At 45.0% G+C, this 17,772-nt stretch carries 16 protein-coding genes and 1 riboswitch; of the genes, 6 read left to right on the forward strand and 10 right to left on the reverse strand.

The window, feature by feature from the left end:
* Nucleotides 1-25 precede the first annotated feature (25 nt).
* Together OQY15_RS11780 and OQY15_RS11785 are read left to right on the forward strand one after the other, a co-directional pair.
* Complete coding sequence (locus OQY15_RS11780) at nucleotides 26-826, forward strand: S1/P1 nuclease (protein WP_265791882.1); 801 nt, start codon at nucleotides 26-28, stop codon at nucleotides 824-826.
* Between the two features lie 89 nt (nucleotides 827-915).
* Entirely contained in the window at nucleotides 916-2,268 is a 1,353-nt protein-coding gene (locus tag OQY15_RS11785; protein ID WP_265791884.1) for a serine hydrolase domain-containing protein, read from the forward strand.
* Here the strand turns inward: OQY15_RS11785 and tenA are convergent.
* From tenA to OQY15_RS11815, 6 genes are all read right to left on the reverse strand, one after another.
* Nucleotides 2,265-2,918 carry a thiaminase II gene (tenA, locus tag OQY15_RS11790; RefSeq protein WP_265791886.1) on the reverse strand — a complete coding sequence of 218 codons (654 nt, stop codon included), beginning with the start codon at nucleotides 2,916-2,918 and terminating at the stop codon, nucleotides 2,265-2,267. The two genes, OQY15_RS11785 and tenA, sit on opposite strands and share 4 nt — an antisense overlap.
* Nucleotides 2,905-3,738 (reverse strand): bifunctional hydroxymethylpyrimidine kinase/phosphomethylpyrimidine kinase, encoded by an 834-nt coding sequence (thiD, locus tag OQY15_RS11795; RefSeq protein WP_265791888.1) that lies wholly within the window; start codon nucleotides 3,736-3,738, stop codon nucleotides 2,905-2,907. The genes tenA and thiD overlap by 14 nt, the downstream gene beginning before the upstream one ends.
* Nucleotides 3,735-4,364, reverse strand: a complete 630-nt coding sequence (gene thiE / locus OQY15_RS11800) for a thiamine phosphate synthase (protein WP_265791890.1) — start codon at nucleotides 4,362-4,364, stop codon at nucleotides 3,735-3,737. The genes thiD and thiE overlap by 4 nt, the downstream gene beginning before the upstream one ends.
* Nucleotides 4,351-5,163 (reverse strand): hydroxyethylthiazole kinase, encoded by an 813-nt coding sequence (thiM, locus tag OQY15_RS11805; protein WP_265791892.1) that lies wholly within the window; start codon nucleotides 5,161-5,163, stop codon nucleotides 4,351-4,353. The genes thiE and thiM overlap by 14 nt, the downstream gene beginning before the upstream one ends.
* Nucleotides 5,164-5,209: 46 nt before the next feature.
* Nucleotides 5,210-5,304, reverse strand: a riboswitch (TPP riboswitch).
* Nucleotides 5,305-5,352: 48 nt separating this feature from the next.
* On the reverse strand, nucleotides 5,353-5,844 hold the full coding sequence (locus OQY15_RS11810; RefSeq protein WP_265791894.1) for a hypothetical protein: 492 nt from the start codon (nucleotides 5,842-5,844) through the stop codon (nucleotides 5,353-5,355).
* Between the two features lies 1 nt (nucleotide 5,845).
* Nucleotides 5,846-6,415 carry a sigma-70 family RNA polymerase sigma factor gene (locus OQY15_RS11815; RefSeq protein WP_265791897.1) on the reverse strand — a complete coding sequence of 190 codons (570 nt, stop codon included), beginning with the start codon at nucleotides 6,413-6,415 and terminating at the stop codon, nucleotides 5,846-5,848.
* A 117-nt stretch (nucleotides 6,416-6,532) separates the two neighbouring features.
* On the opposite strand from OQY15_RS11815, the gene OQY15_RS11820 reads away from it, so the two are divergent.
* Nucleotides 6,533-6,871, forward strand: coding sequence for a DUF6249 domain-containing protein (locus tag OQY15_RS11820; protein ID WP_265791899.1), 339 nt, complete (start codon nucleotides 6,533-6,535; stop codon nucleotides 6,869-6,871).
* A 100-nt stretch (nucleotides 6,872-6,971) separates the two neighbouring features.
* Nucleotides 6,972-9,143, forward strand: coding sequence for an outer membrane beta-barrel protein (locus tag OQY15_RS11825; protein WP_265791901.1), 2,172 nt, complete (start codon nucleotides 6,972-6,974; stop codon nucleotides 9,141-9,143).
* 8 nt (nucleotides 9,144-9,151) lie between these two features.
* On the opposite strand, the gene OQY15_RS11830 is transcribed toward OQY15_RS11825, so the two are convergent.
* The gene (locus OQY15_RS11830; protein ID WP_265791903.1) at nucleotides 9,152-9,847 is read right to left on the reverse strand and encodes a pseudouridine synthase; all 696 of its coding nucleotides are present in this window, start codon (nucleotides 9,845-9,847) and stop codon (nucleotides 9,152-9,154) included.
* Between the two features lie 308 nt (nucleotides 9,848-10,155).
* Between OQY15_RS11830 and OQY15_RS11835 the strand changes: the two genes are divergently transcribed.
* Nucleotides 10,156-11,655: an acyl-CoA dehydrogenase family protein gene (locus OQY15_RS11835; protein WP_265791905.1), complete on the forward strand. Its 1,500-nt coding sequence runs from the start codon at nucleotides 10,156-10,158 to the stop codon at nucleotides 11,653-11,655.
* Nucleotides 11,656-11,679: 24 nt separating this feature from the next.
* On the opposite strand, the gene OQY15_RS11840 is transcribed toward OQY15_RS11835, so the two are convergent.
* Nucleotides 11,680-12,087 carry a Dabb family protein gene (locus OQY15_RS11840; protein ID WP_265791907.1) on the reverse strand — a complete coding sequence of 136 codons (408 nt, stop codon included), beginning with the start codon at nucleotides 12,085-12,087 and terminating at the stop codon, nucleotides 11,680-11,682.
* Nucleotides 12,088-12,151: 64 nt separating this feature from the next.
* A complete protein-coding gene (locus tag OQY15_RS11845; RefSeq protein WP_265791909.1) occupies nucleotides 12,152-13,684 on the reverse strand; it encodes a carboxylesterase family protein in 1,533 nt (510 codons plus the stop codon).
* A 105-nt stretch (nucleotides 13,685-13,789) separates the two neighbouring features.
* On the opposite strand from OQY15_RS11845, the gene OQY15_RS11850 reads away from it, so the two are divergent.
* Entirely contained in the window at nucleotides 13,790-16,372 is a 2,583-nt protein-coding gene (locus OQY15_RS11850) for a BamA/TamA family outer membrane protein (protein ID WP_265791915.1), read from the forward strand.
* Here the strand turns inward: OQY15_RS11850 and OQY15_RS11855 are convergent.
* Nucleotides 16,369-17,667 carry a voltage-gated chloride channel family protein gene (locus OQY15_RS11855; RefSeq protein ID WP_265791920.1) on the reverse strand — a complete coding sequence of 433 codons (1,299 nt, stop codon included), beginning with the start codon at nucleotides 17,665-17,667 and terminating at the stop codon, nucleotides 16,369-16,371. The genes OQY15_RS11850 and OQY15_RS11855 overlap by 4 nt on opposite strands.
* Between the last annotated feature and the right edge of the window lie 105 nt (nucleotides 17,668-17,772).

Raw genomic sequence — 17,772 nt, forward strand, 5'->3', positions numbered from 1 at the left:
TTCGTCGCTTAATTTGAGTTATCACATGATAAAATCCAACTATCTTTATTCTATCTTTTTTGTAATCGTATGTTTTGCATTGGTGTCATGGGGTGGTACCGGACACCGTGCTATCGGCAAAATCGCGTCCAACCATTTAACCGCTGATGCTACAGCAGCAGTACAGGAATTACTGGGCACTGAAAGCCTGGCGGAGGTGAGCACCTGGGCTGATGAGATACGGATGAAACCTGAGTTTAAATATACTACACCATGGCATTATATCAATCTTCCTTTGGGTTTAAATTACCGTCAGTTTAAGGAAAAGGTGGAAAGCATGACCAATGATAATGTGTATAGCGCGATGCTGAAACAGGAGAAAATATTGGCTGACAAAAACGAGACGAAAGAAAAAAGAGCAGAAGCATTAAAGTTTATCGTGCATTTTGTGGGTGATCTTCATCAGCCAATGCATGTCAGCAGGGCCGAAGATCAGGGTGGAAATACGATCCAGTTGAATTACAATGATAAAGGGACAAACCTCCATAGTCTTTGGGACTCGAGGCTGATTGAACACCAGGGCTTAAATTATGAAGAGATCGTCAATAAGTACGATCATGCCTCTGCAAAAGAGATCAGAAAATGGCAAAAGGCACCATTGGTGGTATGGATGTGGGAAAGCTATGAGATCAGCAGCAAGCTGTATGCCGAGGTAGATCAGATGAAAGACCGTACCCTTGAGGCCGGTTATGATGACAAACATTATGCGATCATAGAAAAGAGAATGCAGCAGGCTGGTTTACGTCTGGCAGGTTTGCTAAACGGTATATTATCACAACAGCCCTAGCCGGCGGCGGATTTTTTATTTATATTTAGCCAGAAATCATAAATACGGGAATGTGGCGTTCTGTCATTGTTACCTTATTACGCTAAATCATGAAGAAATTCGCTCTGACCTCTCTGCTCTTTATTGCCACTAGTATTATCATCATCGCAGGTGCGCAATCTGCCTCAGCCCAGACGCCAAATAAAGCCAGGATTGACAGCTTAATGCAGGCAGTGTCAGCAGATCATCAGGCCATGGGCAGTATGGCTATCGCGCGTAATGGCAGCATAGTGTATCAGAAAGCCATAGGCTACAGCTTTATTGCCGGCAAAGAACATACAGAAGCCAATCTCAAAACACATTACCGCACCGGCTCCATCAGCAAGATGTTTACCGCAGTAATGATATTTCAACTGATCGAAGAGGGAAAACTCAGCCTTGATACTAAACTGTCGGAATTTTATCCGCAGCTGCCAAATGCAGAGAAGATTACCATCAGCAATATGCTGAATCACAGAAGTGGTCTGTACAATTTTGTAGCAGATACAACATACCAGAGTTATATGTCTAAACCGCGTACCACTGAAGAAATGCTGAAAACTTTTGCTGCACAGCCTTCGGATTTTGAGCCCGGCACTAAAGGGGAGTACAGCAATACCAATTCGGTGTTGCTGGGTTATATCATAGAAAATCTGAGCAAGAAAACTTATGCCGAAGTGCTCAAACAAAAGATTGCGCGTAAAATTGGGCTTGCAGATACCTATTACGGAGGTAAAACAAGCACGCTAAAAAATGAAGCCTTTTCTTACACACCCGGCGATGGATGGCAGCAGATGCCGGAAACAGACATGAGTATTCCGGGAGGAGCAGGCGCAGTGGTATCTACCCCTGCAGATCTGGTGAAATTTATCGATGCCCTGTTCGCCGGAAAGCTGGTTAGCGCCGCCAACCTGACGCTGATGAAAACTATGAAGGATGGTTTTGGGATGGGTTTGTTCCAGATCTCACTGGGACCAAAAAAGGCATTCGGACATAACGGCGATATTGATGGCTTTTCTTCCGTGGTAGGCTATTTCCCTGAAGAAAAAGTTGCCTATGCCTACTGTGGTAATGGTATAGACTATCCGGTAAAAGAGCTGGTTAATGGTGCGCTGAAAATCTATTTCAACATTCCATATACGATTCCTGTGTTTAAAAGCCCGGTGCTTACTTCAGAGGATCTGGATAAATATGTAGGCAACTACTCCAGCCTGAGGGTGCCGATCAAAGTTGTGGTGACCAAAAAGGGTAATGTGCTGATGGCACAAGCTACAGGTCAGCCTGCCTTTGTGCTAAAACCGCTGGAGAAAGACAAGTTTGGTTATGCCCTGGCAGGTATTGTGATGGAGTTCAGACCTATCTTTGGCGAATTCACGCTGAAGCAGGGCGGTGGCGCATTTCCATTCACAAAGGACGAGGACTAAACCGGCCACTGTTCCCGTCGGTACGCACTGTCCCAAAACATCCATTCCAGTTTTGAAGCCATCACAAATGCCTTGGTCATCTGTTCCCGCTGCGCATCCGAACAGCTTGCCGCAACATGATCGCATATGCTGATCGCTTTGTCGACCAGCAGCCCAAAATCTTCGCCGGCATAGGTATTGATCCATTCCTGGTAGGGATTAGCTCCGTCATGCTGGTTAGCGTAGATGTAATCGCCCACCTTTTTGTAAATCCAGAAACAAGGCAATACCGCCGCCATGGCTACTTCTACCTGATCGAGACTCGCTTTGGTCAGTAAAAACTGGGTGTAATTCTGACAGGTGGGAGAGGCTTCTGCGGTACCGCTGACGTTAAACTGCTTAAAATATCCCTCGTGTAAGGATCTTTCCACCACCACGGCGCCTTCTGCAAAACGAATGAAATCCAGTGTATAGGGATGGTTAAAACACCTCGCTGCAATCAGTGAAAGGGCCCGGCTGAATTCACCAAGGTATACTCCGTCCTGCTGCATGTAGAACTGGAAGCGCTCCAGTTGTAAGCTGCCAGACAGTAATTCCTGGTTGAAGGGCATTTCAATAATTTTGGTGTAGATGTACTCAATTTCTTTCCAGGCTTGCTCAGACCATTTCATGTAACTCTAGTTTTTGGGGATTAAAAAAATGATTTAAGGGGCCATGTCCCTGTCCGGTTTTTACATCTTTTCCAAACAGGATCGCATCATGGACATAGATTCTGGCTTTTTCTATTGCCAGGGGCAGATCATTGCCCAGGGCAAGATAGGCGGCAATGGCGGAAGAAAGGGTGCAGCCTGTACCGTGTACGTTCTCACTGTCAATGTAATCAGATTCAAAGATCAGTTCATCGCCATTGGAATTGATATATACGTCGTACAGTTTTTCTCCTTTCAGGTGCCCACCTTTGAGCAGCACAGCGCCGCAATTGCTCTGCAACAATGCTTTTGCAGCCTTTTGCATCTCCTGCACACTGGTAATAGATTGACCGGTAAGAATTTCGGCTTCATCCAGATTGGGAGTGATCAGTGTCATCAGCGGAAATAACACGCGCTTTAAAACGGAGACAGTGTCTTCTTTAATCAGTTTATCCCCGCTGGTAGCGACCATCACAGGATCAAATATCACCGGTGTATATTTATATTTAGCCAGAGTTTCACTGATTGAAACAGCCATTTCTGCACTGTGGACCATCCCGATTTTAATCGCTGCAGGTTTGATGTCATCCATCACTGCAATGATCTGTCTGCTGACGATATCTTCAGGAATACTGTGGATACCCGATACCCCCATTGTGTTCTGCACAGTGATTGCTGTGATCGCTGAGGTGCCGTAGCAACCCAGGGCAGAGAAAGTCTTCAGGTCGGCCTGTATGCCTGCACCTCCACCGCTGTCAGATCCCGCAATAGTGAGTACGGATGGATACTTGTACACCGTCATATCGTTCTTTCTATTTCGTTTCTGATCACTGAGGCAGCCCTTTCCGGATCATCTGCAGAACAGATGGCTGTGATAATCGCCAGGCAGTCGGCACCAGATCTGATCACCTCCGCTGCGTTGCCGGCATGGATATTTCCGATAGCCACCAGGGGATGTTTGGTGAGCGATCTCACTTGCCTGATCCCCTCATGTCCCCATTCCGTAATGGTATCAGTTTTTGTGGCCGTCTGAAACACGGGGCTGAGTGCGATATAATCGGCCACCATCGCATGAGATGTGCTCAGCTGATCAATATGTTCCAGAGAATAGCCTAAAATTGATTCCGGCCATTGCATCCTGATCATCACGGGCGATAAATCGGAATTGCCAACGTGGATACCCGCTGCGCGGCCATGGAGCGCTACAGAAAGCACATCGTTGACGATTAAAGGTATGCCATGTTTGTCCAGCAGTTCTTTTAAACGCAGTGTTTTCGTTAGAAAGTCCTTTTCAGGAAGTTCCTTTTCCCTGATCTGTACGACATCAACGCCACCTTTAACAGCAGCTTCAACCACCTGAAAGAAATCCCTTCCCAGGCAGGCACGCTGGTCGGTGACCAGGTATAGTTTATGGTTAAATGCTGGCATATGTTTCTTCGAGGATAAGCAGTTCGGTAAATTCTTCTTCAGTAAGGGTAGAGAGGATATCGAGGAAGTGCATCTGCAGGCTTCCCGGTCCTTTTGCCATTGCGGCCGCTTTCTGACCGGCAACACCCATCAGTGCCATTGCCGCTGCTGTAGCTTCGAACAGGTTTTCAGGGTGTGCTGCACAAAATGCAGCAATCAGGGCAGTGGCGGAGCAACCCATGCCGGTAATTTTTGACATCAGGGCATCACCGTTTTTCAGGGAAATTGTTTTTTGCTGATGAACGATGGTATCGGTAGCGCCTGAAACACAGATCACCGCAGCCGTGGTGCTATTGAGATGTATCGCTGCTCCTATGGCTTCTTCAGTTTGATGGGTGCTGTCTACACCTTTGGTTTGTACGCTCATTTGTGCCAGCGCCATAATTTCTGACGCGTTGCCACGAATGACCGATGGATGGTAAATGCTGGTGAGCTCTTTGAGCACTGCATTGCGGTAGGGGGTAGCACCGGCGCCCACAGGATCAAGTATCCAGGGTTTCTTCAGTGCTTCTGCCTGCCTGATTGCCAGCCGCATGCTCTCCACCCAGTATTCATCAAGTGTCCCGATATTGATGACTACTGCCCCGGCGATATTGACCATATCTTTCATTTCCTGATGTGCATGTGCCATAATGGGCGATGCTCCAGCGGCAAGCAGCGCGTTGGCGGTATTGTTCATGACCACGTAGTTGGTGATGCTGTGGACCAGTGGTGATGTCTTTCGTACTTCCGAGATGTAATTCCAGATTTTCTGTATCATAAAATGAATTTATAACAGCAACAGGGATATCCGAATAGATAATGAGGTATTGTCATTTGCTTTTTCCTACGCCGGTATTAGCCGGATCAGGTGCAAAGTGTATATTCTCAGTCCGTTTGAGGGACACCACTAAAGCTATCACAAGTTTAACGATTTTTCCCGGGATTTTCCGGTGTTTGTTTCAGGAGATTACTGATCGGTTGTGTTCAGGCTTGCTGTTCTGTGAGTTCTTCGCAGAAAATAATCTGCAAGCATTAATGTACACAAGCAGAATAGCGTCAAAAGATAAACGGGGGGTATGCTGCTAATCAAAGAAATAAACTGCTGATAATTACGGCTGGTACCTGGAATAGCTGTCTTTTTAACCTGAATGGATGATATCAGGATAATGATGACTATGATTGCAGCAATAAAAACACCGGTTTTTTTGCTGATCACGGGGTTATAAACTTTTTGCTGTTCTGCTTCTTGCAAATGAACCATAACCATACTGCGGAAATCGACGGGAGCTTCCTCAATTCCGTGTTGCCGGATCAATTTCCCAAGTGCCGGGTTGACCAGGGCTTCCTCCTGTTGGGCATTGATTTCCTGCATCACTGCTGATGTGAAATCTGCCGGCGCAGTTGGAGTATCTGCGTATTTAATGATTTTCCTGAAAACCAAGTCCTTTTTGCTCTTCATGTCAGTTTGATCTTAGTTCTTCGTCCAGTAATGGCCGCAAGTAACGTTCCAGTTTTTTTCTTGCCCTGAATAACTGGATCTTGATATTCGAGGCCCCTAATCCGGTAATCTCTTCAATTTCCTTCACGGGTAACTCATTGATATAGTACAGCGTAATCAGTAGTGCCTCAACCTTTGGCAGTTTGTTGATGGCATCTTCAACTTGCTTTTTTTGTTGTTTCAGCTGTAGTTGCTCAAGGCTGGAGGATGTATAATCCGAATATTTCTCATCGGCTTCCTCTTCAATCTCTACAGTAATGATGCGGTTAACTTTAAATTTCGAGATGGCTGTTCTGTAAGCGATAGTGTAAAGCCATGTAGAGAATTTGGATTTTCCGGCAAATGATCCGATCTGCTGATACGCCTTGATAAAACTTTCCTGTGCGGCGTCCTGGGCATCATCAGGATTGGAAAGAATTTTCAGGGATATGTTATATACCAGATGCTGATATTTGTCAACGAGATATGCGTATGAAGCCGGGTTGCCGGCTTTTACTTTATCAATCCAGACCTGATCCTCCGTATGCGTCATCTGAACATATGACACAAGAGCCGGAGAGATGGTTACAGATTTATCGATTTATATTTTTATTGATAATGTGTAACCGACGGTCTGTTAATTCTGTCATATGGGTATAAATTATCAGTTATGGATGAGATTACAAGGGATGCAATAGTATCAATCGGTTCTTTTGCGGCGATATTTGGAGTGATATATGTTTACCTGATGACACGTCACAGAGAGCGGATGTCTATGCTTGAAAAAGGTGTACCCAGTTCACCATTTAACTCCATCAGGCATTCTAACTTCCTCACTTTAAAATACGGAATGTTGCTTGTAGGAATAGCCATAGGGATACTGATGGGACATGTTGCTGCCTATGAATGGGGTATTGCAAAATCAACGGCTTTTCTGGCCATGGTATTTCTGTTTGGCGGCCTGAGTCTGGTTGTCAATTATCTGATATTCAGGAAATACAGAGAATAATATAGTTTTAATAGAATCGTATTGATTACCGGGAATTCATCCCGGAAGGCATCGCTATGTCTTTTTTTTCTTAGCAGTTCATCGTTTACTCTCAATAATTATGAAAAAACTCACTTCTATCATTGTACTATGCCTTTACTTCAATTGTCTTTCCTTGTCCGCACAGGAACAGTCCAAACAAGATTCTGTACAGAAGCTTAATGAAGTGGAAGTGACAGCAAGAAAAGCATTAATCAAACAGAAACCTGACCGTATCATTTATAATCTGCAGGCAGATCCAGAAAGTAAAGGAAGTTCTCTTTTAAATATGATGAAAAAGGTTCCTTACCTCACAGTAGATGCAGCTGATCGGGTATTGCTGAAGGGCAATTCTAATTTTAAGGTGCTTTTGAATGGCAAGCCCTCAGTTATTTTGGAAAGCAACCTGAGCGACCTGCTAAAAACTATGCCTGCGAATACAATTCAAAGTATCGAAGTGATCACCATCCCTCCATCTAAATATGATGCCGAAGGCCTGGCCGGCATCATTAATATTATCACATTGAAAAAGACTGAAAACGGATACAATGGTAACCTGAATATGTACCAGCAATTTCCTGCCGCCGGACCTAGTGGTGGAGGTTCATTGACTTTGAAGCAGGGAAAACTGGGGGTTTCTGCTTTTGGAGGAGCGGGCTGGAACGATGTACCAGAAACGGGTAATAGTACGGTAAGATCAACAACAGGAGCATCTTCCGGCCTGTTAACTCAAACCGGAAAACTAAAAAGTCAGAACAATAACGGCTATTTTGGTACTGAGATCAGTTATGAAATTGATTCATTGAACCTCCTGTCCGGGCAGTTTAACTTCTACGGAAACCATGCTGATGAAAGTGGCCGGCAACAGTTTATGGTGGATCAATCGTCAACTGGATTGCAACAATACGGGCTGGACAACAGTGGCAGGGCCAGCACAAAGGTAAATGATCTTTCACTCAATTATCAGCTGGGTTTCAGCGCTGATAAACGCAGGTTGTTAACTTTCTCTTATCAGCATTCAACCAACAACAGGAATCAGTTCAATCAGGTGCTGGTCTCAAACCCGGTCAATTATCAGCTGCCTGATTACCAGCAGCGCAACAAAGTACGATTTTCTGAACAGACCATGCAGATTGATTATGTTTACCCTACCGGCAAATTCAATATCGAAAGTGGCATTAAGGCTATACTCAGGGATCAGAGTAGTAATTTTCAATATCTGTCAGATAGAATCGGAAATGACAATTTTGAATTTCAGCCAGATCAGTCGGACTTATTTAATTATTCCCAAAAAGTATTCAGTGCGTATAACTCATACGCGCTAAATATTAAAAGCTGGAGCTTTCAGGCAGGACTCAGGATTGAACAGACGGTGGTTGATGCTCAGTTTGTGAGTAATGCATCAGAGGTTGCACAGCGCTATCTCCGGTTGATCCCGGCTTTGAGTGCCAATAAGAATTTTCCCAGTGGAAACAGTTTAAACTTTGGATTTACACAGCGTATCAAGCGTCCGGGGATCAACAGGCTGAACCCATTTGTTAACAGGAGTAACCCTAATTTTGAAACAACCGGAAACCCAAATCTGGAAGCCGTGCTGGTGAATGATATACAGGCAGGTTATCACATTGCTGGTAAAACTTCCATTACTATTGGCCTGGATTATTCATTCCTAAGCAATGCAGACCTCGCTGTGGCTACTTTTGACCCGGTCACACAAATTACACGTACATCCTATCAGAATACTGGAAGAATTGACGGATTGAGCGCGTTTATCAATGTCAGCCGATCTATCACAAGGAAGTGGAATGCCAGTTTGAACGTTAACCTCATCTATTTTTATATTGCCGGGGAGGCTGATGGTGGCTTTGTTGAAAAAAAGTTACTGACCAGCAGTGTCAATCTATCAAGTGGTTATGATTTTAATCAGGGCTGGCGATTGAATGGAAACCTGAACATACAGAGTCGTAATCCAACAGGTTTTCAGGGCACTACAAATGGAATGATTAGTACAGCCTTGAGCATCAATAAGGAGATCCTAAAGGATAAACTATCGGTAGCTGCAGTTGCCAGCAATTTATTTGTAAAGTACAGGGATGCAAAGACTTTTACTAACGCTGTAAACTTCTCTCAGACCAGTGTCGTTCAGAATTATTTTAACAGTTACCGGCTGAGCATCAACTATAATTTTGGTGAACTAAAAGGAAAGATCAGGAAAAATCAGCGGGAGATCCGGAATAATGATCAATCTAACTAAGCAGGCAATCAGTCTTTTTCTGACAGTTCCCAGTTCATCAGTTCCATTACCCTTTTAAACTCATCATGCAGCGTTGCTTTCAGGTGTAGCGGTGTCTTAGTGACCGGATGAACAAAAGACAATTCAGAAGCGTGCAGCAACATCGTGGTCATATCCCATTGCTCCTTGAAAAACCTGTTCTGCTTGTTACAGCCATGTTTCCTGTCGCCAATGATCGGATAAAAAATATGTGCAAAGTGTTTTCTCAGCTGGTGCATCCTGCCTGTGGTAGGAGAGGCCTCGACCAGAGAATATCTCGATGTAGGATGTTTTCCCAGAGGAATATCCAGCTCTGCCTGTTTTAAAGTGATAAAAGAAGTAAATGCATCCTGGATCATGCCGTTTTCCTTCACCAGCGGATAGTCTATATCCATACTTTCCGGTGAAAATCCCCTCACAATCGCTTTGTATTTCTTTTGAACGAGACCTTCCTGGAATTGTTTATGCATCGCGATTTCAACCTCTTTTTCAAAAGTAAAAAGGAGCAAGCCACCAGTTTTTCTGTCGAGGCGGTGTACCGGACTTACATAGCGGTTGATCTGATCTCTCAGCATCTGCAGCGCAAATTCCTTGGCATCACTTGCAATCGAAGAGCGGTGGACCAGCAGACCATGGGGTTTATTGATCGCAATTAAGTAGTCGTCCTGATAGACAATATCCAGCATATTATATTTTTTGCAAAGATAACATTCTGTTACCTTTTAAATATCAAATGCACAAAAACCTTGTTATTTGCTCAAAATAGTGAGATTTTGCTATTTAGTATGATTATAAATAATAACTTTGCAATATTTATAGTACCTTACGTACTTTACATGCTGTTTGGCTTAAGCTGAGTGACGATTTTAAACACTATATCTTAAAAGATTTTAAAATGTTTCAGAAAGATGATCGATATCACATAATACTTGTGGTGGTTGATTTATCTTCGAATTTCGTTCTCTAACAGATCTAATAAGATAACACACTATATATGACATTGACCGACATTAAGTTTTCGGAGTTTCTTAAAGACTTTGAAAAAACACTGAAGTACTTGTTCCACGAAAAAGAAGACATCAATAAACTGAGTCTGAACCGTGGACTTCCACCTGAGCTATTAAATCAGATCCTGGCCGAAAGACCACTTTCTGTAGCAATTCCTGAGGAATACGGCGGTCGTGGCAGTATAGTGAAAGAATGTCTGGGTATTTTAGCTGCTGCATCTTATGAGTCTCTCCCTTTGTCGCTCACCTTTGGTATCAATATCGCACTGTTCCTGGAACCTGTTTCCAAGTATGCTGATGACTCCGTGAAACAAGGGATCTTCAGCCGTTTTCTGGAAAATCAGAATATGGGTGGACTGATGATCACTGAGCCTGATTATGGCAGTGATGCACTGAACATGAAAACCATGCACCAGGAGGAAGCAGATGGCTACCGCATCAAGGGTACCAAACACTGGCAGGGATTAACCGGTCTGGCCGATTTCTGGATCATTGCTGCACGTAAGACACTTGACAACGGTGAACTGGGCAGGGATATCGACTTTTTCATCAGCGATAACTCCATCAATGAACAAAAAGTTGTTGTAGAAGAACTCTATGACAACGCAGGTCTGTATATGATTCCTTACGGACTGAATAAACTGGACCTGAAGGTTCCTGCAAGCTACAGATTACACCCGGAAACTACGGGAATCAAGATGATGCTGGATATTCTGCACAGAAGCAGAATGCAGTTCCCGGGGATGGGTATGGGTTTCATCAAGCGCATGCTTGACGAAGCTATGGCACATTGTACAAACAGGATTGTAGGAAATGGCAATCTGATGGCTATCGACCAGGTACAATACTCGATTTCAAGAATGCAGTCGGCTTACACCATCTGCTCTGCTATGTGTGCTAAAAGCAGTGAAATCAGTGGAATTACCCATAACCTCGCTACTGAAGGGATGGAAGCCAATACGATGAAAGCTGTGGTGACCGACCTGATGCAGGAATGTTCACAGCTGCTGGTACAGCTGTCGGGCGCGAATGGGTACAGGATCAGCCATATCGGCGGACGCGGTATTATGGACAGCAGGCCATTCCAGATTTTTGAAGGCTCTAACGAAATGTTATATGCCCAGATTGCTGAAATGATTACGCGCAGCATGAAAAAGCAAAAGCAGTTGAACCTGTTTGATTTCCTTAAAGAGCTGTCACTGACTTCAGAGGCTTGTCTTCATTTTAAGGACGACCTGAGTTTTACAATCAGCCAGGCACTTTCTCAGCGTAAGCTGGTGGATCTGGGCAAGATCCTCGCAAGGATCATCTGTGTAAGTTATGTGCTTGATCTTGGTAAAAAAGGATTTAGGAATGACCTGGTGCAGAACTGTATTGATACGGTTCGTCATGAAGTTGCTGCGCTGATGTGTTCTTTCAAGTTTGAGAACAATGTGCAGGTTATTGAAGGATATACTGAGCAAAGCTCATGGCTTAAATTTGTCTAAGCCCAAAATATGCAGTAGAAGCTGTTAAGCTTCTACTGCATCATAAACGATCACTTTTTCCCAAAGGTGACTGCAGTTTTTGATAAATTCGAGATGTATAGGGTGGTTCTGATAAGTAGCTTGTCCCTCAAGGTCCTTAAAGAAAATCAGTTCTGACACTGCCCAGCTGTTATCTACCACCTCACGCTTTTCTGTACTGGCAACCACGCCTACACGTAATTCATGCACAGTTTCAATTTTAGACAGCGTTTTTACGCCGGCAATAAGTTTTGCACGGTCTTCTGCTGATCCCGGGTTTTTCAACCAGAAAAACACATGGTGTACTACGGGGTATTTTGTTTCCATATTCGTGACTGGTAATGCCGAAGCTGCTGTCGCTGCAGTTAGAATGGCGGCTGTTCCAATAAATTTTCTACGTGTTGTGTTGCTCATGTTTTCCGATTTAGCTGCCTGAAATTAACAATTTTACCTGAACATCCAAGGACATTGCAGGTAATCAATGGAGTACCAGCGCCTCGCTTGGATAATGAGGGTCGTCAAATACATGTTTTAAAACCTCAGGGGCTGAAACACGATCAAATACCTGGACGGTTCTCTTTTCATTGGTATAAACAGGCCAGGAGAGGTCTTTTCCTTTGACAAAATTCACCCAGGTCTGGTGTATCTGTTCTGCCAGGGCAAGCTCTTCGGCATTGAAAGCCTCATTGCTGCCTGTAAACCAGGTGTATTCCAGTTCCTGACCATGGTTGGCTCCGGAGTGATCCCTGCTATAGTCAAATCTGTACATCCAGAGAGGGGTTTTATTGTCCGTCAAAGTTTTGGCCAGCCGGTAGGTATGCATCTGGTACATGTACTGCGTGAAAAGATTAGTTTCGTAGCTGAGCCCGGTTGGATTAGCCAGAGCCTTGCGGTCGGCCGTTTTAAGATACGGGTAGTTGTCGCCAAACCAATCCTTCAGCGCCTGATCATCAGCCTTAAAAAGCCTTGGGTCAGCATCCATGAACATTTTACTTTCGGCACTGTTGGTGCCCATTAAAAGTCTGATCTGCTGATCAGGATGCGCTTTAACATACCGGTATGGATCTTCAGTGATCACTGCACCATCCTGCACAGGTCCGAAATAATTTGTTCCGCGGGCACCAGCACATACTTTGTCCTGCGCTTCGATCAGCTTTGCGGTGCTCAGCGTTAACAGTTCTGCAGGCCGTTTGAGTCCGAGGGTGTCCAGAAGCCTTTGTCTGATGCTCTTTGCTGTTATACTATCCCTGATACAGTGCACAGATCCGCTTTGCAGGATGAGCTGACGAAAGTAACCTTTGGCCTTTGGAGCTGTCAGCAGTGTGCTCACCAGTTTCGCGCCTGCGGATTCTCCCATGACGGTTACCCGCGAGGGGTCGCCACCAAAAGCACTGATATTGTTCCTGATCCACTGCAGCGCCATGATACAGTCGAGCAGGCCGTTATTTCCCGAGCTGCGGTAATCCGCATCCTGATCTCCGAGGTAGAGGAAACCAAAAACACCAAGTCTGTAATTGATCGTGATACTGATGATACTGTCGCGGTCTGAAAAAGCGTGGCCATCCTTACTTTTGCCTGCTCCGGCTGTCATGCCGCCACCATGTACCCAAACCACAACGGGAAGCTTTGATCTTTTGATATCCGGGGCATACAGATTCAGACTGAGACAGTTCTCATCGCCTTTGGCTGCTTTTTCATCATGACTATATTGTGCAGCAATGCTGCCGAAATTTTCGCAGGATAAAGTATCTTTCCAGGGCTCCGCAGGTACCGGTGCTTTGAAACGCAGTTTACCGGTAGGCTGATGTGCATAGGGTATCCCTTTAAAAACAATACTGTTATTTTCTTTTATCCCCCGGATATATCCTTTATCAGTTTTAACAATGTTTGACTGTGATTCTTCTGATGATGAACAGCCGGTCATGAAAACTGCCAGAACTAAAGCAGTGAAGCTCAGCAAAAGCCCTTCTTTCCGGTGGTGATGAAATATTTTTCTAAACTGAGTTAACATAATGTTGATAAATTTAAAGTAAATATTTCTGTAATTTAGGTTTAAGAATATCATAACCGTGGTATTCGAGTGATTTTAGTTAAATTCATGCCAAAATTGTAAGCCATGCCTAAAAGATTACCTCTCTTATTGCTGTTAACCTCATTCGCTGGATCTGTGCAGGCACAAAATTCGGATAGGGCAAAGTCATCCGCCCGTCAAAACTTTCCGGATAGTGTGGTTGTAAAAGTCCACCCTTCATATGCCGATGTTGGTGGCGTTCACAAGTGGTTTTTCGGCACGAATTTCAGAAAGGAGTGGGCGGCACCGGTGAGCTTACCGCTGATCAAAATATCCAAAGTATATGGCGGCTTATCTCCGGTAAAAGAGGGTGGTGGCATGCAGTCCAAATCTCTGCGTCTGGCAGATGCCAAAGGAAAAGAATATGTCATCCGCAGTGTAGAGAAGACCCCGGACAAACTTCTTCCTGAAGGACTTCGCGGAACTTTTGCGCTCGACTGGGTAGATGATGCCATGAGTGGACAACATCCTTTTTCTGCCCTGATCGTGCCACCACTGGCGGCGGCGGCCAATGTAGAGCATGCGAACCCTGTGATTGGGGTAGTTGCCCCTGACGAGGCGCTGGGAGAATTTAACAAGCAATTTTCGGGCATGGTTGTGCTGCTGGAAGAGCGTGAACCGGGTGGGGAATCCGACAATACCCCCAAGATGATCAAAGAGCTGAATGAAGACAATGATCATCATTTTGATGGTAAACAATTTTTACGGGCACGTTTGCTGGACCTGCTGATTGGCGACTGGGACAGGCATGAAGACCAATGGCGCTGGCTGGATACCAAAGATGGGAAGGGTAAAAGATATGTGGCCGTTCCGCGCGACCGCGATCAGGTGTTTCATGTAAACCAGGGGTTGTTTCCTTCCATTGCAGCTCTTCCCTGGATCAACCCTCTGTTTGGCGACTTTGGACCGGAGCTGTCCGGCGTAAAATATTCCCTGTTTAAAACCAGGTTCATGAAAGGATTCCCGGATGCACAACTGAGCCATGCTGAATACATGCAGGTGGTGAACGAATTTGTGAAAGCCGAAACAGATGAAGTACTGGAATCGGGACTAAAACGCCTGCCAAAGGAGGTTTATCTTATGCGCCATGATGAACTGTATACTGCCCTCAGGCAGCGACGGGACAATATGCCTGCCGCAATGGACGAATATTACCGTTTTATCAACAGGATCGTAGACATTAAAACAAGCGATAAAAATGAAAAGGTAACGATTACTGATGCACCAAACCGCGGCACCCGTGTGGTCATCCAGAAAATTGATAAGGAAGGTCAGCTGAAAGACCAGATCATGGATATCACCTATCAGCCTGACATTACCAAAGAAATCAGGCTTTATGTTTCAGGGGGTAACGATCAGGTGCTGATCAACACCAATGAGCAGGACATTAAGTTAAGAGTAGTAGGAGGTCAGGGCAATAAGCTGTATGATGTACAACAGGCAGGTCGCAAGATCAGGGTCTACGACAAAAAGGACAGCATCCGTTTTACAGGGAATACAGGCAGATTACATACGCACCTTTCCAACGATACGCTGAATACCAAATTCATTCCTACCAATCTCTATAATGTATGGATCCCTCTGGCCACTGCTGCCCTCAACAGGGACGACGGTTTTCTACTTGGTCTGGGAATGAGGTTCGTAAAAAAAGATGGTTTCCGTAAACTTCCGTATTCCAGCTCTCAGCAGATTATGGTTACCCATTCATTTGCCACAGACGCATTTCGTGTGAGGTATAATGGGGAATGGATCCAGGCGCTCGGCAATGCTGATATTACCCTGCAGGCTGTTGCGCAAGCCCCCGACAATACCATGAACTTTTTTGGCAGGGGCAATGAAAGTCCGCTGGTAAAAATGGACAATTACAGAAGGTATTACCGTACCAGGTTTGACACCTACCAAGTGGATCCGGCGCTACGCTGGCATGTGGGGAACGGAAATACACTGAGTGCAGGTCCGTCCTTACAGTTTTACCACCTCAATTTTGATGATAATGACGGACGATTTATCAATCAGCAGTCGCAAATCAAATCATACGACAGCGCCACGGTAAACAGAGATAAGGCACATCTGGGTTTTCTGGTGAACTTCAACAGCAACCACAGGAATAACAATATCCTGCCTTCAGAAGGATATTACCTGAATGTTACGATGCAGGGTTACACAGGGCTCAACCATTATTCTAAATCCTACTTACAGATCCGTCCTGAATTTACGTTCTACCAAAAGCTAAACTCCAAAGGTACCATCGTGATCTCAGACCGTATAGGTGGTGGTGTTACAGTTGGTCAGGCGGCTTTTTACCAATCGATGTTTCTCGGTGGGCAGGGCAATTTGCTGGGTTACCTGCAATATAGGTTTGCAGGAGAACAAATGGTGTACAACAACCTGCAGGCAAGGGTAAAACTATTCAATGTGGCAAGCTATATCCTTCCGGGACAGCTTGGCCTGTCAGGTTTCTACGATGCCGGCAGGGTTTGGGAAAAGGGAGAAGATTCTGATAAATGGCACCAGGGTAAGGGCGGGGGACTCTACTTCTCACCTGCGGGATTAACGATTGTACAGCTGATGGCAGGACATTCACCCGAGGGATGGTATCCCTTCTTTTCGATGAATTTCAGGATCTAAACAGCATTTTTGGTAGGATCAGGATCCTCAAATTTGGGTACGATCAGGGACTGTGCGGAGTATATCCCTCTGTGACCGCTAAAAAAGTAAGCGGTAAAACAGGCGATAGCAAAGAGCAATGCATATTCTCCTCCGAATAGTTCGATACCCATCATGGTACATGCCAGCGGCGTATTGGTAGCACCGGCAAACACTGCGATAAAACCTAAGGCTGCAAACAGGCTCAGTGGTGCATTGAGTAGCTCAGCCATGGTATTGCCAAGTGTAGCACCGATATAAAATAGCGGAGTTACCTCTCCGCCTTTAAATCCTGAACCCAGGGTAATCGTCGTATAGATGGTTTTCCATAACCAGCTCCAGGTATCGGCACCGCCAGCCTGAAAGGCTGATGGAATCGTGATCGCAGCAGGATATTGTGGGTCTACACCAAGACTGAGATAATCCTGTTTACCGTTGACATAGGTAAGTCCAATAATGATTACCCCTCCGAGGAATGGGATCAGCCATTTGATGGCTACGTTTTTTGAAAACAGGCCTTTGATTTCGTGTACCATTCCTGAAAAGAGGTAACTGGATAAGCCAAAGGCAATGGCAGCAACAATCACCTTGAAAATAAGGAGAAGGTCCATCGGCAGCCAGTCAGACAGGAAATAAGCAGTATGAGGAACAATGTCGATACGGTAGGGAGTATGATGAACACCCCAGGCAGCTACTGTCATATCAGCGATAACACTGGCCACGAGTGCAGGGAATAGTGCATGATATTGGATACGGCCGATAGCAATGACTTCCAGGGCAAAAATGGCTCCCGTAAGTGGTGTCCCAAATACAGCTCCGAAGCCTGCAGCAACTCCCGCAGTGAGCATCACCTTTGTATCCATTTCATTTAATCTGAACCAGCGGCCCAGCATCCCGGCAATACTGCCGCCAATTTGTACGGCGGTGCCTTCGCGGCCGGCAGATCCACCAAAAAGATGTGTGATCACGGTGGTGACCAGGATCACCGGGGCCATCCTTTTGGGAATGCCCGCACCAGACTGGCTAATTTCTTCAATGATCAGGTTATTGCCTTTTTCAGTGTTTTTACCCAGGTAGTAGTAAATGAAATAAATGGCTACTCCGGCCAGGGGCAACAGGAAAAGTAACCATTGGTGTGCAAACCTGTAGTGAATGGCCAGATTTAATAACCATAAAAACAAAGCGATAACACTGCCTGTAATCACTGCAGTAGGAAAGACAAGGATAGTCCAGCGTAGAAGCTGCTTTAGGATTGCGTAATATTGAAATTTTTTCACCTGCAAATCAAAAATAGCGATTTTATTTTGTGGGAACTATTTTATTATTTTTTTTCATCATCCTTTTGGGATGCTTAAAGCGCTAATATGTGCTTAAAATGGCTA

Origin of the sequence: Pedobacter sp. MC2016-15 (genome assembly GCF_026239695.1) — a bacterium.
Lineage (GTDB): Bacteria > Bacteroidota > Bacteroidia > Sphingobacteriales > Sphingobacteriaceae > Pedobacter.

What these genes read in the sequence shown, in the direction of transcription:
- OQY15_RS11780 (WP_265791882.1), top strand. Translation starts at nt 26, where the DNA reads ATGATAAAATCCAACTATCTTTATTCTATCTTTTTTGTAATCGTATGT.
- OQY15_RS11785 (WP_265791884.1), top strand. Translation starts at nt 916, where the DNA reads ATGAAGAAATTCGCTCTGACCTCTCTGCTCTTTATTGCCACTAGTATT.
- tenA (WP_265791886.1), bottom strand. Translation starts at nt 2,918, where the DNA reads ATGAAATGGTCTGAGCAAGCCTGGAAAGAAATTGAGTACATCTACACC.
- thiD (WP_265791888.1), bottom strand. Translation starts at nt 3,738, where the DNA reads ATGACGGTGTACAAGTATCCATCCGTACTCACTATTGCGGGATCTGAC.
- thiE (WP_265791890.1), bottom strand. Translation starts at nt 4,364, where the DNA reads ATGCCAGCATTTAACCATAAACTATACCTGGTCACCGACCAGCGTGCC.
- thiM (WP_265791892.1), bottom strand. Translation starts at nt 5,163, where the DNA reads ATGATACAGAAAATCTGGAATTACATCTCGGAAGTACGAAAGACATCA.
- OQY15_RS11810 (WP_265791894.1), bottom strand. Translation starts at nt 5,844, where the DNA reads ATGAAGAGCAAAAAGGACTTGGTTTTCAGGAAAATCATTAAATACGCA.
- OQY15_RS11815 (WP_265791897.1), bottom strand. Translation starts at nt 6,415, where the DNA reads ATGACGCATACGGAGGATCAGGTCTGGATTGATAAAGTAAAAGCCGGC.
- OQY15_RS11820 (WP_265791899.1), top strand. Translation starts at nt 6,533, where the DNA reads ATGGATGAGATTACAAGGGATGCAATAGTATCAATCGGTTCTTTTGCG.
- OQY15_RS11825 (WP_265791901.1), top strand. Translation starts at nt 6,972, where the DNA reads ATGAAAAAACTCACTTCTATCATTGTACTATGCCTTTACTTCAATTGT.
- OQY15_RS11830 (WP_265791903.1), bottom strand. Translation starts at nt 9,847, where the DNA reads ATGCTGGATATTGTCTATCAGGACGACTACTTAATTGCGATCAATAAA.
- OQY15_RS11835 (WP_265791905.1), top strand. Translation starts at nt 10,156, where the DNA reads ATGACATTGACCGACATTAAGTTTTCGGAGTTTCTTAAAGACTTTGAA.
- OQY15_RS11840 (WP_265791907.1), bottom strand. Translation starts at nt 12,087, where the DNA reads ATGAGCAACACAACACGTAGAAAATTTATTGGAACAGCCGCCATTCTA.
- OQY15_RS11845 (WP_265791909.1), bottom strand. Translation starts at nt 13,684, where the DNA reads ATGTTAACTCAGTTTAGAAAAATATTTCATCACCACCGGAAAGAAGGG.
- OQY15_RS11850 (WP_265791915.1), top strand. Translation starts at nt 13,790, where the DNA reads ATGCCTAAAAGATTACCTCTCTTATTGCTGTTAACCTCATTCGCTGGA.